Raw genomic sequence first — 15,728 nt, forward strand, 5'->3', positions numbered from 1 at the left:
GGCAGTCTCCTCGTACAGCGCCATCACGCGCTCGCCAGTCACCACCCTCGACGGTCGGCCAGCAGCCGACCGTCGAGGGTGGTGACCATGTGGCAGATGATCCGGGGCGTCATGGCGGGCCTCCTGTCAGGCCGGGACCACGACGCTCACGCGCCGTAATCCTCGTCCGAAACCTTCTCCAGCCAGGTCACGGCGCTGCCGTCCACCGATTCCTGTATGGCGTAATGGCTCATCGCCGTGTCGGGGGACGCGCCGTGCCAGTGCTTCACCCCGGCGGGGAACCACACCACGTCGCCCTGCCGGATCTCCTGCACCTCGCCGCCGTCTTCCTGCACGCGCCCCCGGCCAAAGGTCACGACGATGGTCTGCCCTGCCGGATGCGTGTGCCACGCGGTGCGCGCACCGGGTTCAAAGGTGACATGCGAACCCGAGACGCGACCGGGCGCCTCGGCCTGAAACATCGGGTCGACACGCACGGTGCCGGTGAACCAGTCGGCGGGACCGGGCATCGAGGGGTTGGTGCCGGAGCGGGTGATCTTGATCATGACGGGTCTCCTTTGTCGTCAGGCCCGCATCGCGGGTCTTCGAAGGGTATAGATAGTCCGCTGGCCCGGCGCTCAATGCCGGAAAATTCACCGGCACTCATGAGCACCGCTCATCTAACCCGGTCAGTGGTCCAGCCGAACGGGCCGCGTCCTGGCGCACGGGCCAGCGGCGCCCTCCCGCCCGCATCGACCCCCCTCAACCCGGCTCACAGGCGACCGATCCACCTGTTCCGGCTGTCCGGACGTCCCCACCCGCCTCGCCCCTCCGCGAGACCAGTCTCGCCGCCGCAGAGAGGCGTCCAGTCACGCATGGGGCGGCAGGTCGACTCCGTCGCGCCAGGCGGCAAAGTTGTCCTGTATCCCGTACCAGCGCAGCATCATGGCCGGCGCAAAGGACATGTAGGGCGGCGCGGATTTCAGCCGCTCGACCGGCAGGGCGAGGTCCGCGTCGGGCGTCCCCTCGGCCCAGTCGGCAAGCACGCCGCCCAGCATCGTGCCGGTCGGCACCCCCCGCCCCGAAAGACCCGTACAGGCCAGCGCCCCCGGCCCCAGCGCATAAAGTCGCGGGATGGTGTGGCGCTGCATGTCCAGCTCCCCCATCCAGTAGTAGTCCCACTGTGTCTGTTCCGGCACCTGCGGATGCAGCCAGCGCAGACGGTCCATCAGCATCTGCCGCGTGTAGCCAAGGTCCCGCCCCCGCCTGCCCATCGGGAACATCGACGCCACGATGCGGCCTTCGCGGTTGTACTTGTAGACAAAGATGTCGCCGCGCCCGTCGTGCATCGTCCCGTCAAAGGGCAACACCTGTGCGCGCACCTCCTCGGGCAGCGGAGAGGTGGCGGCGAGGATGACCTTCTTGATGCGGAAGGTCTTGTCCAGCCCCTTCCAGCCGCCGTCGGTGTAGGCGCCGGTCGCCATGATGACCTTGTCGGCAACCACTGTGCCGCCGTCGGTGCGGACGTGCCAGCGATCGCCCTGCCGTTCGACCCTGGCGACCCTGGAGCGGGTGAAGAGCTGCGCGCCCTCCTGAAGGACCGCCCGGGCGAGACCGCGCGCGTAACTCAGCGGGTTGAGGTGGCCACCGGATGTCAGCAGCCAGCCGCCGTGGAATCGCGTGGACCCGGTCAGGCGCGCGGCCTCCGCAGCGTCCACCACCCCGGAGGGACAGCCAACCGCCGCATAACTCTCGGCCTTCTTGCGCAGGCGGTCCATGCGCGACGGGGTCAGCGCGCCCTGGAAATAACCGTTCTGCTTCCACTCACAGGGGATCTGGTAATCGCGGATAAAGGCGGCGGCCATGTCGGCCCCGGCCGTCTGGCGCGCGATGAGCCGCCCCGCACGCTCCGCCCCGAGCAGGCGGCGCAACTCGTCCAGCGAATAGTAGGAGAAGGTCGGCGTGCAATGCCCGGCATTGCGCCCGGAACCGCCAAACCCCGCCTCCTGCGCCTCGAGCAGCACGACCTCGTGGCCCCGGCGGCGCAGTTCGATGGCCGTGGTCATGCCGGTGTATCCACCGCCCACCACGCAGACGTCGGTGCGCACCGTGCCCTCCAGCGGGCAGGTCTCGGGGGCGGGCGCTGCGGTGGCGTGCCAGAGCGTCGTGTCGAAGGGAGAGAACTTTGTCATGCCATCTGCTTTCGCGTGCTGTCCGCGCGGTCCGTTACCGCCGGTACAAGGGAGAGGTCGTCGCGGATACAGGCGCTCAGGTGGCCCGGTCCCCACTGGCGCAACTCGGGCCGCGCCAGGGCGCAGGCCGAAACCGCATGGGCGCAGCGCGTGCGGAACACGCAGCCCGAGGGCGGCGAGAGCGGGCTGGGCGGTTCGCCCTTCATCTCGATGCGCTTGCGGCGTGGCCCAGCGGTGGGCTGCGGCGCGGCGGACAGAAGCGTCTCGGTGTAGGGGTGTCTTGGCGCGGTGAACAGCGCCCGGGTCGGCGCGATCTCCATGATCTGACCGAGGTACATCACCGCCACCCGGTCCGCGATATGGCCCACGACGGCAAGGTCATGCGTGACGAACAACAGCGTCAGCCCCAGCGTATCGCGAATGTCGGAAAACAGGTTCAGCACCTGCGCCTGCACCGACACGTCCAGCGCCGACACCGGTTCATCCGCCACCATGAAGTCAGGCTTCACGATCAATGCCCGGGCGATACCGATGCGTTGGCGCTGCCCGCCAGAGAACTCGTGCGGGTAGCGGGTGATCATGCTGCGCGGCAGGCCCACACGTTCCAGCGTCTCGGCGGCGACGGCGCGGCGTTGCGCGGCATCCAGCTCCGGCTGGTGAAACCTCAGCGGCATCGTCAGGCTGTCCTCGACGGTCATGCGTGGGTTGAGCGACGAGAACGGATCCTGGAACACCATCTGCATCCTGCGCCGATAGGGATGCAGCGCGGCATGAGACCGCCCCGCGAGGTCGGACCCTTCGTAGAGCACCGAACCCGAGGTCGGTCTCTCCATCATCATCAGGGTACGGCCCAGCGTCGACTTGCCAGAGCCGCTTTCGCCCACAAGGCCCAACACCTCGCCGCGCGCGATCTTCAGGGTCACGCCGTCCACGGCCTTCACCGCGGCGGTCTGACGGCCCAACAGGCCCTGCCGGACGGGGTAGTGCTGCGTCAGGTCGACGGCTTCGATCAGGGTGCTCATGCCGAAAGGTCCTCCTTCGCGGGTTTCGCGGGGGCGTGTGTCATCGCGGCGGGATGTTTCAGGGCAGGCTCATCGGCGCGCGCGCAGCGCACCGGGTGGCGGACATTGCCGTGCGGCAGCAGCTCCGGCATCGCCACATCGCACAGCCCGGCCTGCGCATGGGGACAACGCGGATGAAAGCTGCACCCGTCGGGCAGGGTGCCCGGCGTCGGCACAAAGCCCTCAATGGTGCCAAGCGCGCCTGTCCTCAGCCCCGCGTCCTCCAACCGTGGCACCGATCCCAGCAGACCCCGCGTGTAGGGCATCCGGGGGCGCGTCAGCACGTCGTCCAGCGTACCTTCCTCGACGATCCGGCCCGAGTACATGACCATGACGCGATCCGCGATCTCGGCCACGACGCCGAAGTCATGGGTGATGAACAGCATCGCCATTCCCGTGCGCCCCTGGATCTCGCGCAGCAGTTCGAGGATCTGTGCCTGCACCGTCACGTCCAGCGCCGTGGTCGGCTCGTCGGCGATCAGCAGGTCCGGTTCCAGCGCCAGCGCCATGGCGATTACCACGCGCTGCCGCATCCCGCCCGACATCTCGCCGGGATAGGCGCTCATGCGGCGTTCGGGATCGGGAATGCCGACGAGGGTCAGCAGTTCCAGCACCCGGGCGCGGATCTCGGCGCGGCTCATCCTGCGGTGATAGCGGATGGCTTCGGCGATCTGGTCGCCGACGCGGTGGACCGGGTTCAGCGAGGTCAGCGGCTCCTGGAAGATCATCGCGATCTTCGGCCCGCGAACGGCGGCCATCTTCTTCTCCGACAGCTCCAGCAGGTTGACTCCGCCGACCGTCACGCGCCCCTCGATCGTGCAATGCCGCGCGTCGGGCAGCAGGCGCATCAGGGCGAAGGAGGTCACCGACTTCCCCGAGCCGCTCTCGCCCACCAGCGCCAGCGTCTCGCCGCCGTGAATGTCGAAGTCGATGCCATGCACCACGGGGATCTCGCCCCCGCCGCCCCGGAAGCGGACCTTCAGGTCGCGCACGGACAGGACAGGGGTCTTGGTGTCGGCGGGTCGGGTCATGCCGAGAACCTCGCTCATTTGACGGACCGGGCGTCCAGCGCATCGCGCAGCCCGTCTCCGATGAAGTTGAAGGAGGTCACCGCGAGGGTGATCGCGACACCCGGCACGATGGCCAGCCAGGGCGCGCTGTCGAGGTACTGCTGCGCGTTGTTCAGCATGTTGCCCCAGCTGGGCAGCGGCGGCTGGATGCCGTACCCGAGGAAGGAGATATAGGCCTCCAGCAGGATGGCGCGGGCCACGGTCAGGGTGGCGGCGACGATGATCGGCCCCATGACGTTGGGCAGGATCTCCCGCAGCATGATCCACCAGTGCGGCGCCCCGATCATGCGGGCGGCGGCGGTGAAATCGCGCGAGGCCTGACCACGCACCTCGGCCTCGACGATGCGGGCGACCTCCATCCAGCTGGTGACAGCGATGATGAGGGTAATCATCGTGGGCGAGGGTTGCAGGAAGGCGGCCAGCGTCAGCATCAGGAAGATCGACGGAAAGGACAGGAAGGCATCGACGACGCGCATCAGCCCGGTCCGCGTCCAGCCGCCGAAGTATCCCGCCACGAGGCCGATCACCGTGCCGATCAGCGTCGACAGCACCATCGCGGTAAAGCCGACGGTGAGCGAGATCTGCCCGGCCGAGAACAGCCGCGCGGCGATGTCGCGGCCCAGCGGATCGGTGCCCAGCGGATGCTCCGGGGTCAGCGGCGGCGAGAACCGCGCGCGCAGGTCGATGTACAGCTCGTCATGGGGCAGGAAATACGGGCCAAGGAAGCACAGCGCCGTCAGCGCGAGGATCATGAACAGGCCGACCATGGCAAGGCGGTGGCGCATGAACTTCCTCATTCGGGGGTCGGTGAGCATGTCCAGAGGCGCAAACCGGCGGACGGAGGGATCGGGAATGGCGGTCATGTCGGGGTCCTTTCCGGTCAGCCAAGGCGGATGCGCGGATCGGCCAGCGCCACCCCCACATCCGCGAGGAAGTTGCCGATCACCGTCAGGATGGCCGAGAACATCAGCAGGCCCATGATGACCGGGTAGTCGTTGTAGCCGAGGCTATCGATGAACAGCCGCCCGAGACCGGGCCAGGTGAACACCGTCTCGGTCACCAGCGCGCCGCCGATGATGGTCGGCAGTTGCAGACCGGCCAGCGTAATCATCGGGATCAGCGCGTTGCGCACGATATGGGCCGACACGATCCGGGCACGCGGCAGGCCCTTGGCGCGGGCGGTGCGCACGTAGTCCTGATCCATCACGTCCAGCGTCGCGGCGCGCATGTAGCGGCTCCAGATCGCGACGTTCACCAGCGCCAGCACAAGCGAGGGCATGATGAGGTGGATGAGGTAGTCGGACAGGCTCTGGTCACCGACGGTGTACATGCTGCCCGCAGGCAGCCAGCCCAGTTCGAGCGAGAAGAAGAAGATCGCCACGAGGCCGAACCAGAAGGTCGGGATCGACAGGGCGATCATCGCGCCCACCGTGGCCATGTAGTCGAAGATCGAATAGCGCTTCAGCGCGCCCAGCACGCCGATCAGGGTGCCAAGACAGACGGAAATCGCCGTCGACGTGCCCATCAGCAGCAGCGTCGCCCACATGTGCCGCCAGATCACGTCCGTCACCGGCGACAGGTCGCGGTAGCTGGTGCCCCAGTCCCCGATCAGCATGTTGCCCAGCCAGTCGAGGTACTGCACCGGCAAGGGCCGGTCGAGGCCCATCTGCGCCGCGATGCGGTCAAGGTCGGCCTGGCTCATGCCCGGCGTCATGGCGTATTGCGACAGCGGTCCGCCCGGCGCGAGGTTGATGACGAAGAAGCCGATCATCGACACGATCAGGATCAGCACGGCCCCTTGCAGGACCCGGTTGGCGAGGAAACGCAGCATGAAGCGGCCTCCGATAGGGAATGGGGGAGCCGGTCCCGGCGCGCGATACACGCGCCGGGTGGCAGGTTTCACGGCTGGGCGGCGGGCTTACGCCCAGGCCCAGTCCTGCATGTTCCAGAAGGTGATGCGCACGTTGATGTTGGGCTCGTAACCGGTCATTGCCGCGTCATGGCCGCGGATCTCGTTGCGCTGGAAAAGCGGCAGGAAGGGCAGCTCTTCGCGCACGAGCGTCTGGATTTCCGCGTAGATCGGCTTGCGCGCCTCGGGCGACACGGTGATGGCACCCTCGGTCAGCAGTTCGTCGATACGCGGGTTGCTGTACTGGAAGGTGTTCTGCCCTGCCCCGCCCTGCGCATTGATCGCGCCGGTGTGGAAGTAGTCGCGGGTGTCCGGGTCCGGCCCCGTCAGGAAGATGATCCCCGCCACCGCCATGTCGAACTGCGACTGCATCCAGTGGTCGGCCCACATCACGGCGGGCGGCAGGTTCGAGATGGTCATCTCGATCCCCATGTCCTTCCAGCTTTGTTGCAGGAACTGCTGCAACTGCTCGCGCGTGTGGTTGCCTGCGGTGGTGGAACACACGAAGGTCAGGCGCTGGCCGTCCTTCTCGCGGATGCCATCCGACCCCACGGTCCAGCCAGCTTCGTCCAGCAAGGCCTTGCCCGCCTCGGGGTCGTAGGTATGCCCCGGCAGCGCGTCGTTGTAGTAGAAGCTCTGCTGCGGCATGTAGGTCTCGGTGGGCGTCGGCAGGCCGTAATACAGCGCCTCGATCACCGTCTGCTTGTCCACGCCGAGGTACAGCGCCTCGCGCACCGCCTTGTCCGCCAGCACCGGGTTTCCAAGGTTCAGCGACAGGGTTTCCACCGTGCCGACGGGCACCAGTTCGACGGTCTTGCCGGGCAGGTTCGAGGCCTCGGCGTAATGATCGGGCGCGATGCCCTGGATGGCGATGACGTCGATCTCGCCGGTCTTGAACTGGGTATAGAGCACCGTCAGGTCTGGCACGTATTTCACCACCACCCGTTCGATCTGGGCCTTGTCGCCGTGGTAGTCGGCATTGGCCACCAGCTGGATGTTGTCGCCGGGCGCGCGGCTGTCCCACTTGAACGGGCCGGTGCCGATGGGCGACTGGTTGAACGGCGCCTCGTTGGGGTCCTGCCCGTCAAAGGCGTGCTTCGGCACGATCATCGTCCAGCTCAGGATCGCCATGTAGGGCGCGAAGGGCGAGGACATCTTCCACGACAGTTCGGTGTCCGAGATCACCGTGATCTCCTCGATCAGCTCATGCCCGGTGCGGCGTGCCGCGCGGAAATTGTCGTCTTTTTGCAGCTCCAGCGTGAACTTGACGTCCTCGGCGGTCAGCGGCGTGCCATCGTGCCAGGTGACGCCCTCCTTCAGGGTGACCTTCCACTCCGTCCCGTCCTCGGAGATGCCGCCGTTTTCGACCGTCGGCACCTCGGTCACGAGACGCGGCGAGAAGGTGCCATCCGGCTCGACCGCAAAGAGCGGGTCGAACAGCGCCCAGTGGACGCCCTCGTCGACCTCGATATGCAGCATGTGCGGGTTGAAGACGGTCGGCTCCTGGCTGATGCCGACGATCACCTGCCCGGTGGCGGTCGAGGCGCGGCCCATGCCGGGCAGTCCGGCCATGCCAAGGCCTGCGGCGCCCAGCAATGTCATTCCAAGAAATCCGCGGCGGGAGGGCTGCGTGAAGTCGTTTCCGTGAGTGGTCATGTGTCGTTCCCTGTTTGAAAGGTGAAGGTCAGGTCTCGGTCTTGTGGTCCGGGGCTTCTGTCGACCCCGCTGTCTTTGTCTCCTCCGAAACGGCCCGGCTCCTCCCCTCCGGGCCGGTCCCGTCAGAACCCGTCGTCGGGCTTCAGCCGCGTGCCGTCGGTGAAGCGTGAAAAGCGGAAGTGATGCGGATCGACGCAGGTTGGCCGCCCGGTCACGATCTCGGACATGAGCTTGCCCGCCGCCGGGCCGATGCCAAAGCCATGCCCCGAGAAGCCCGTCGCCATGAAGAACCCCGGCAGCTTGTCCACCGCCGACATGACCGGCACCGCGTCGGGGGTCACGTCGATGTAGCCCGCCCAGCTTTGGCGCGGCCTGGCCTTGGCAAAGATCGGAAAGGACTCGGCTGCGGCCTTCAGCGTCTTTCGCACATATTTCGCGTGCGGCTTCGGATCGAGCACGCGGGTGTATTCGAAGGGCGTCGCCTCGTCGTTGCGCCACTTGCGGGCATAAGACGCCTCCTGCGCGAAGCGCGGGCCGAAACGCAGGCGCAGGTCGCGCCACTGGTGTTGCAGGGCGGGCAGGTATTTCAGCGCAAGGCGAAAGCTGTCGGGCACGATGTCCACCGTGTTCACCGACCCCGAGGCCAGCGTGTATCCCCCATCCTGCCGCTTGCGGAACGAGAAACCGTCGGTCCAGTAGGCCGCCTCCGGCCCGCCCTCGATCGGATCGGTACGCACGACGGTGTTCATCACCTTCAGCTGCGGAAAGTCGATATCCATGTTGCCCGAAAACAACCGCGACCAGGCACCGCCCGCCAGCACCACGGCGTCACAGGCGATGGGACCGCGTTCCGTCACCACCCCGCTGATCGCCCCGGCCGAAGTTTCGACGCCCCGCACCGCGCATTCCGTCAGGATCACCGCGCCCTTGTCGCGGGCCGCTTCGGCGATGGCGGGGGCGGCCAGCTGCGGCTCGGCGCGGCCATCGGCCCGGGTGAACAGCCCGCCTTTGACCGGCTCCTCGCAGCCCGGCATGACCGCCGCGAAATCCGCGCCCGAGACCATCCGGCACTCCAGCTGGTAGGGCTTGAGGTGTTCGGTCCACTTCTCGTACCGCGCCATCTGCGCGTCGCTGCGGCAGGCGAACAGGATCCCGGCCTGCTTGTAGCCCACGTCGCGCCCCAGACGCTGGTTCAGCCCCGGCCAGAGGCGCAGGGCCTCGGCCATCAGGGGGATTTCACGCGGGTCCCGGCGCGAGATTCGCACCCATCCCCAGTTGCGCGAGCTTTGCTCCTGCCCGATCCCGCCCTTTTCGCACAAGGCGACCTTCAGGCCCTTCTCGGTCAGTTCCAGTGCCGTCGAGGCCCCGACGATGCCGCCGCCGATGACGACCACGTCGACTTTGGCGGGCAGGTGTTCATCCCCATGAACAGGGGTAACGCGAGGTCCGGGCATCAGAATATTCCGTCAAGTTGGCAGTTGAGCGTGATTTCCGCTTGGCTCAGGGTGCCGGGCGTTTCGATGGTGTCGAGCGTCAGCGCGGCAAGGTCCCCGGGTTGCGTCATCTCTTGCGGGGCAAGCGCGCCGTTGGCCGCGGACAACCCCATGTCGGTGGCGACGATGCCGGGGCAGATCGCCGTGGCGCGGATGCCGTGGTCCCAGCCCTCGTGGCGCAGGGCATGGGCCAGACCCACGGCGGCGAACTTGGAGAAGGCATAAAGGCCCGAGCGGCTGGATTTCACCCGCTTGCCGGAAAGCGACGCCATGACGATGACCCGCCCTGCCCCGCTGGCGATCAGCGGCTGCCACGCGGCGGCGGCAAGGCGGCGCGGCGCATGGGCGTTCACCTCGAACAGCCGTTTCACCCGAACGTCGTCCGAGGTGACGATGCTGTCGTGGTCAAGGAGGCCTGCGCAGGCGACCACCGCATCGATCCGCCCGTGGCGTGCCATCACACCGTCGATCCAAGCGGCCTCCGTCGCGGCCTCCGCATCGTAGCCCACGGCCTCGGCGTCATCGGGCGACAGGCCTTCGGGCAGCGTCGTGGCGTCCCGCAGTCCAAGCGAGACGAACCATCCGCGCCTTGCCGCTTCGCACGCCACGGCCAGGCCGATCCCTCGGGACCCGCCGGTCAATACCATGATTTTTCGGGACATTACTTTCCTCGTTTCCAGTCCAGACCCTGGTGCCTTTCGACGTAAGCCGCTGAAATCTTTCTTAGAAGCGCAACGGTCTGCGCGTGTTCCTCGGGGGTGAGCATCCAGAACGCCTCCGCTGCCTCGCGCCCGATGACGGCGCGGACGTCGTCCAGCACGGCGCGTCCGGCTTCGGTGATGAACAGCTGCTGGCGGCGCTTCGTCTCCGGGTCGGCACGGCGGTCCAGCAGGCCATCGGCGATCAGCTTCTCGGTCAGACGGGTCATGGCCGGGGCGTCCTTTCCGGCGAACTGGCGGATTTCCGACGCGGTGATGCCGGGCTGATGTTCGACGATGAACAGCGTCGAGATCTTGCCCGTGCCGCCAACCACCGGCGTGCCTTCAAGCTTCTTTTCCAGATCGCGCGACACCCAGAGGTTCAGGACGCGGATGTAGTAGCTGATCGCATAGCTGAGACAGTCGATCCGGATTTCGTCAAAACAATCTTTGGGTGGGCTACTCATTGGGAAACTCGCTCTCGGGTCTTCAGCGCGTGTATTGCGACGCTTGGTGTCCAATGGTTGTTCAAAACAATTGTCGATGACAACTATCATCGACAAGTTTTCACGCTGCGACGCCCTGCGCGCGGAAAAACATGCACGTCTGCATGATATTTAATCGCACCGCGATCCGCGTTTTCGATTGCAGCCACGGTCGGCGTGTCGAATCCGATTGACGGTCGCCGGGCCGGATGACCCCGAACACGCAGAGACTGGCGCAAGCGCCACAAATTGTCGGGAAACGGCCCCTGCCGGTCCGAGTCGATCAGGCCGTCGGCGGCGGGCCGCTCGCCCCCGCGCCCAGGCGGCGCGAGATGTCCGTGGTCAAGGCCATGAGTTGCGCGCGGCACTCGTCCAGCGTCGCAATGTTGGTTCCGGTCAGACGGTGGATGAAAGGCACCGTGATGGCCGCAATCGCCTTGCCGGAGAAATCGAAGACCGGCGCGGAGATGTTCGTCACCCCGGCAATGGTCAGCGAGGGCGACTCGCAATAGCCGCGGGCGCGCACATCGTCGAGATCCTCGACAAAGGCGCGATGCTTGTCGGCGGGTTCGCTTCCGGCCTCCGCCAGCAGGGCGGCCAGCGCCTCCGGTGACATCCACGCCGCCAGAACCCGCCCCGAGGCCGTGTCGTACAGCGGGATATGCGCGCCAAGCCGCACCGAGGTGATGTTGTTGTCCGGGCAATCCACCTGCGCGATCACCAGCAGACGCCCGGAATGGATGATCCCGAGGTGCATCGACTGGTTCACCCGGTTGGCCATGCGCTGCATCGCGTCGCCCGCGATGGAGGTCAGGCGCCGGATTGGCGGGTGCCGGTGCGCCACCTCGAACATCTTGGTGGTCAGGTGATAGCGCTCGTCCTCGTCATGCAGATCGACGTAGCCGCGCTGCCGCAGCACCATGAGCATCCGAAAGATCTCGGACGTGGTGCGGCCCAGCTGCTTGGCGATGTCCACCTGCGACAGCCCCTCCGCCTCGGAGGCAAGAAGTTCGAGAATGTCCAGACCCTTGGACAGCGCCGGGGCGCGGTACTTCTCGTCTTCGGTCTGCTCCGGCGTGGGCTGGCTCATGGGACGTGCGGCTTTCCTGCATTGGTTGGTTCGACGTTTATACGGTGGAGCCTTGGTGGGTGACAACCTGGGTCGGGCGCGGCTTCTTATTAAATATAAAACCATCTTTTACTTGTGAAGTGTTTGCGCTTATCTTGTGGCAAAGAGGAGGAGTCATGACAGAATCCATCGTGTTGCGGGGCATGACCTGGTCTGATCCGCGCGGTTACGACCCGCTTGTCGCGGCCAGCGCGGCCTTTGCCGAGCGTCATCTGCAGGTGTCGATCACATGGGACGCGCGGTCCCTGCAGGGGTTCGAAAGCACACCGGTCGAGGAACTGGCGCGGCAGTACGACCTGATGATCATCGACCACCCGCACGTGGGCGAAGTGGTGACCGATGGCTGCCTGCTGCCCTATCCGCCCTCGCCCGCGCTGGCGCGGCTGGAGGCGGAGACCGTCGGCAAGAGCTTTCACAGCTACCTCTACGACGGCCAGCAATGGGCGCTGCCGGTGGATGCCGCGACGCAGGTGCAGGCAATCCGCCCCGATCTGCGCGCTGCGCCTGCCGCGACGCTGGCCGAGGTGATGGCGGAGGCGCGCGCGGGCCGTGTGCTCTGGCCGCTGCGCCCGCCGCATGTGCTCATGTCCTTTTTCACGCTGATGGCGAACCTCGGCGCGCCCTTCCCCGTGACCCGCGACGCCGCCCTGGACCGCGCCGCAGCGACACGCACGCTGGAGGCGATGACGGCGCTTGCGGCACTGGTCGACCCGGCTTGCGCCGGGATGGACCCGATCGCCGCGCTCGACGCTTTGGCGGAAGGCGACGCGACCCTGATCCCCTTCACCTATCTTTATGCGCCCTATGCGACGGAGGGCTATCGCCCGAACCGAATTGCATTCCATGACATTCCCGTGGCTGGCCGGTCCGGTCCGCTTGGCTCGGCGCTCGGAGGCACCGGGCTGGCCGTCTCGGCCCTGTCGAAACACCCGGCGATCTGCCAGGAGTTCGCGCTCTGGTGCGCCTCGGCAGAGGTGCAGGACGGCCTGTATTGCGCCAACAACGGCCAGCCCGGCAATGCCTTTGCATGGGGATCGGAGACGGTGAATGCCCGCGTCGGCAATGCCTACCGCCAGACCCGGATGACCCACGAGGCCGCCTGGCTGCGGCCGCGCCACAAGGGCTACATGGGCTTTCAGGAAGACGGCTCGCACATCGTCCTCGACGCCATCACGGGCCGCACGACCCATGACGCAGCCCTCGACGCCTTGCAGACACGTTTCAGCGAAAGTTTCCCGGAATGAGTGACACGACCATGCTCCCCCTCGACGGCCTGAAGGTGCTCGACTTCTCGCAGTTCCTTGCCGGTCCCTATTGCGCGCTGAAACTGGCCGACATGGGCGCGCAGGTCGTGAAGGTGGAGCGCGCCGGGATGGGCGACCTCTCGCGCTACCTTTACCTGACCGACACGAAGATCGGCGGCGAAAGCACCATCTTCCACGCCATAAACCGCAACAAGCGGTCCGTCGCGGTGGACCTGAAATCCGAAGCGGACCGAGAGAAGCTCTGGACGCTGGTCCGTGACGCTGACGTGGTGTTGCAGAACTTCCGCCCCGGCGTGATGGAGCGGCTGGGCTTCGGCTACGAGGCGGTGAAGGCGGTCAATCCGGGCGTCGTCTACGGCACGGTGACGGGCTACGGTTCTGACGGGCCCTGGGTCGATCTGCCGGGGCAGGATCTGCTGGCGCAGGCACGGTCGGGGGTGATGTGGCTCTCGGGCGGGCGCGATGACGGGCCGGTGGCGATGGGCCTGCCGATTGCCGACGTGCTGGCGGGGGCCTCGCTGACGCAGGGCGTGCTGGCGCTGCTGTATCGTCGCGCGGTGAAGGGGATCGGCGGGCGGGTCGAAACCTCGCTGATCGAGGTGCTGGCCGACCTGCAATTCGAACTGCTGACCACATGGCTCAACGACGGCCATCGCACGCCGGTGCGGTCCGCCAACAACCCGGCCCATGCCTACCTTGCCGCGCCTTACGGCGTCTATGCCACGCAGGACGGGCATGTCGCCATTGCCATGGGCAAGCTCGACCTGCTGGCGCGGATCACCGGACTGGACGCCGAGCTTGCGGGGCGCGATGCCTTTGCCGAGCGCGACGCGATCAAGGCCGGGCTCGCGGAGCGCCTGAAGACCGCGCCCACGGCGCAATGGATGGCCGGCTTCATCGAGGCCGACATCTGGGCCGCGCCGGTGATGGATTGGGAGGGGCTGGTCGACAGCGGCATCCTGCGCACGCTCGACATGGTACAGCGCGTCGAACGCGGGGACGTGGCGATGGACACGACGAAACTGCCGATCCGCATCGACGGCACCCGCCCTGCCTCTGGCCGGGCCGCGCCGGAACTGGGCGACGCCAACGATCTGCTGGACACCGGCTGGTGATACGGAAAGGGGCCAACCCAACATTGGCTGGCCCCTTTCGAATTCTCGGTATCGGACCCGGCGCTCAGGCGTCGTTTTCGCAGACCTGCCGCTGTTCGCCCAGTTTCTCGATCCCCAGCGTCACCACATCGCCCGCCTTGAGATAGGTCGGCGGGGTCATGCCAAGCCCCACCCCCGGCGGCGTCCCGGTCGAGATGATGTCGCCCGGCTCCAGCGTGAAGAACTGCGACAGGTAGGACAGCAGGAAGGGCACGCGGTAGACCATCGTCGCCGACGAGCCGTCCTGCATCCGCTTGCCGTTCACATCCAGCCACATGTGGAGATTGTCGAAATCGCCCACCTCGTCCGGCGTCACCAGCCAGGGCCCGGTGGGGCCGAAGTTGTCGGAGGACTTGCCCTTGGACCACTGGCCCTGCCGCTCGATCTGGTAGGCGCGTTCCGACACGTCGTTGATGAGGCAGAAGCCCGCGACATGGTGCATCGCCTCTGCCTCGGAGACATACTTTGCCTTCTTGCCGATGACGAAGCCCAGCTCGACCTCCCAGTCGGTCTTTTCCGAGCCGCGCGGGATCAGGATCGGGTCGTTCGGGCCACAGATGGCGGAGGTGTACTTGGCAAAGATCACCGGTTCCGGCGGCACCTCCAGCCCGCTTTCGGCGGCGTGGTCGGCGTAGTTCAGGCCGATGCAGATGAACTTGCCCGTGCGGCCCACGCAAGGACCGAGGCGCGGGTTGCCCTCGACCTTTGGCAGCGTCTTGGGGTCGATCCCCTTCAGCGCGTCCAGCCGGGTCAGCACGTCGCCCGCGATGTCAACGACATGCGCCGACAGGTCGCGCAGCGTGCCATCGTCTTCGACCAAAGCCGGTTTCTCGGCGCCACGCGCGCCATATCTTGCGAATTTCATTGTCTCTCTCCCAAAGTCACGCGGTCCAGCCGCCGTCGATCACATGCACCTGCCCGGTGGTGAAGCCGCTCTCGTCCGCCGCAAGGTAGGCGACCAGCGCCGCGACCTCTTCGGGCTTGCCGATGCGGCCCATGGGCTGCCGCCCGATGAAGGTCTTCAGCGCGCCGTCGTAGTCGCCCGTCGCCCGCAGGCGCTCGTGCAGCGAGGGGCTGTCCACCGTCCCCGGCGCGATGGCGTTGCAGCGGATGCCCTGCGTCACGTAGTCGTTGGCGATGGCCAGCGTCATGCCCGCCACAGCGGCCTTCGACGCGGAATAGACGAAACGGTTGACCGGCCCGGTGATCGGCCCCGCCACGGAGGACATGTTGATGATCGAGCCCTTCTGCTGCGCCAGCATCCCCGGCAGGAAGGCGCGGATCATGCGGTATTGCGCCTTGGCGTTCAGGTCGAATGCAAAGTCCCACTCGTCCTCGGTCGACTCGAGGATCGTGCCGTTGTGCACCACCCCGGCGCAGTTGAAGAGCACGTCGACCGGCCCGACCTGCGCCGCGAAGGCGGTGATGGCGTTGCCGTCCAGCACGTCGAGCCTGCGCGCCTCGATGCCGTCCACCTGTCCCAGTTCCGCCAGCGCGGCCTCGTTGATGTCCGTGGCGATGACGCGACCACCCTCGGCTGCCAGCCGCTCGGCGGTGGCGCGCCCGATCCCCTGCCCTGCCGCCGTCACGACGCAGGTCTTGCCGTCCAGTCTTTTCACGTTGTTCTCCTTTATCGC

General features: G+C 66.8%; 15 protein-coding genes. 2 read left to right on the forward strand and 13 right to left on the reverse strand.

Translation table 11 applies throughout. The annotated features are described in order from the left end of the window. Positions 1 to 146 precede the first annotated feature (146 nt). The 11 genes from ACP16H_RS16160 to ACP16H_RS16210 all read right to left on the reverse strand — a co-directional run bounded on the left by ACP16H_RS16160 (position 147) and on the right by ACP16H_RS16210 (position 11,633). The gene (locus tag ACP16H_RS16160) at positions 147 to 542 is read right to left on the reverse strand and encodes a (R)-mandelonitrile lyase (RefSeq protein WP_425073412.1); all 396 of its coding nucleotides are present in this window, start codon (positions 540 to 542) and stop codon (positions 147 to 149) included. A 306-nt stretch (positions 543 to 848) separates the two neighbouring features. Beyond that, positions 849 to 2,171 carry an NAD(P)/FAD-dependent oxidoreductase gene (locus ACP16H_RS16165; protein WP_425073283.1) on the reverse strand — a complete coding sequence of 441 codons (1,323 nt, stop codon included), beginning with the start codon at positions 2,169 to 2,171 and terminating at the stop codon, positions 849 to 851. Further along, positions 2,168 to 3,193 (reverse strand): ABC transporter ATP-binding protein, encoded by a 1,026-nt coding sequence (locus ACP16H_RS16170; protein ID WP_425073284.1) that lies wholly within the window; start codon positions 3,191 to 3,193, stop codon positions 2,168 to 2,170. The genes ACP16H_RS16165 and ACP16H_RS16170 overlap by 4 nt, the downstream gene beginning before the upstream one ends. Next, on the reverse strand, positions 3,190 to 4,263 hold the full coding sequence (locus ACP16H_RS16175) for an ABC transporter ATP-binding protein (protein WP_425073285.1): 1,074 nt from the start codon (positions 4,261 to 4,263) through the stop codon (positions 3,190 to 3,192). Before ACP16H_RS16175 ends, ACP16H_RS16170 begins: the two co-directional genes overlap by 4 nt. Before the next feature lie 14 nt (positions 4,264 to 4,277). Beyond that, positions 4,278 to 5,165, reverse strand: coding sequence for an ABC transporter permease (locus tag ACP16H_RS16180; protein WP_425073286.1), 888 nt, complete (start codon positions 5,163 to 5,165; stop codon positions 4,278 to 4,280). Between the two features lie 17 nt (positions 5,166 to 5,182). Further along, complete coding sequence (locus ACP16H_RS16185; RefSeq protein ID WP_425073287.1) at positions 5,183 to 6,133, reverse strand: ABC transporter permease; 951 nt, start codon at positions 6,131 to 6,133, stop codon at positions 5,183 to 5,185. Positions 6,134 to 6,220: 87 nt separating this feature from the next. Continuing rightward, positions 6,221 to 7,813: a peptide ABC transporter substrate-binding protein gene (locus ACP16H_RS16190; RefSeq protein WP_425073288.1), complete on the reverse strand. Its 1,593-nt coding sequence runs from the start codon at positions 7,811 to 7,813 to the stop codon at positions 6,221 to 6,223. Between the two features lie 176 nt (positions 7,814 to 7,989). Beyond that, on the reverse strand, positions 7,990 to 9,321 hold the full coding sequence (locus ACP16H_RS16195; RefSeq protein ID WP_425073289.1) for an NAD(P)/FAD-dependent oxidoreductase: 1,332 nt from the start codon (positions 9,319 to 9,321) through the stop codon (positions 7,990 to 7,992). Then, positions 9,321 to 10,022, reverse strand: a complete 702-nt coding sequence (locus ACP16H_RS16200) for an SDR family NAD(P)-dependent oxidoreductase (RefSeq protein WP_425073290.1) — start codon at positions 10,020 to 10,022, stop codon at positions 9,321 to 9,323. The genes ACP16H_RS16195 and ACP16H_RS16200 overlap by 1 nt, the downstream gene beginning before the upstream one ends. Next, entirely contained in the window at positions 10,022 to 10,525 is a 504-nt protein-coding gene (locus ACP16H_RS16205; RefSeq protein ID WP_425073291.1) for a MarR family winged helix-turn-helix transcriptional regulator, read from the reverse strand. Before ACP16H_RS16205 ends, ACP16H_RS16200 begins: the two co-directional genes overlap by 1 nt. A 301-nt stretch (positions 10,526 to 10,826) precedes the next feature. After that, complete coding sequence (locus ACP16H_RS16210; RefSeq protein ID WP_425073292.1) at positions 10,827 to 11,633, reverse strand: IclR family transcriptional regulator; 807 nt, start codon at positions 11,631 to 11,633, stop codon at positions 10,827 to 10,829. Between the two features lie 155 nt (positions 11,634 to 11,788). Here ACP16H_RS16210 and ACP16H_RS16215 point away from each other — a divergent pair, with 155 nt between their 5' ends. Next, positions 11,789 to 12,916: a carbohydrate ABC transporter substrate-binding protein gene (locus ACP16H_RS16215; RefSeq protein ID WP_425073293.1), complete on the forward strand. Its 1,128-nt coding sequence runs from the start codon at positions 11,789 to 11,791 to the stop codon at positions 12,914 to 12,916. Then, positions 12,913 to 14,052 carry a CaiB/BaiF CoA transferase family protein gene (locus ACP16H_RS16220; RefSeq protein ID WP_425073294.1) on the forward strand — a complete coding sequence of 380 codons (1,140 nt, stop codon included), beginning with the start codon at positions 12,913 to 12,915 and terminating at the stop codon, positions 14,050 to 14,052. The genes ACP16H_RS16215 and ACP16H_RS16220 overlap by 4 nt, the downstream gene beginning before the upstream one ends. A 64-nt stretch (positions 14,053 to 14,116) precedes the next feature. Here the strand turns inward: ACP16H_RS16220 and ACP16H_RS16225 are convergent, their stop codons facing one another. Together ACP16H_RS16225 and ACP16H_RS16230 are read right to left on the reverse strand one after the other, a co-directional pair. Next, positions 14,117 to 14,956 carry a fumarylacetoacetate hydrolase family protein gene (locus tag ACP16H_RS16225; RefSeq protein ID WP_425073295.1) on the reverse strand — a complete coding sequence of 280 codons (840 nt, stop codon included), beginning with the start codon at positions 14,954 to 14,956 and terminating at the stop codon, positions 14,117 to 14,119. A 16-nt stretch (positions 14,957 to 14,972) separates the two neighbouring features. Then, positions 14,973 to 15,710: an SDR family oxidoreductase gene (locus ACP16H_RS16230; protein ID WP_425073296.1), complete on the reverse strand. Its 738-nt coding sequence runs from the start codon at positions 15,708 to 15,710 to the stop codon at positions 14,973 to 14,975. Positions 15,711 to 15,728: the final 18 nt, after the last annotated feature.

The organism is Sagittula sp. S175 (assembly GCF_049800975.1).
In the GTDB taxonomy this organism is placed as follows: Bacteria; Pseudomonadota; Alphaproteobacteria; order Rhodobacterales; family Rhodobacteraceae; genus Sagittula.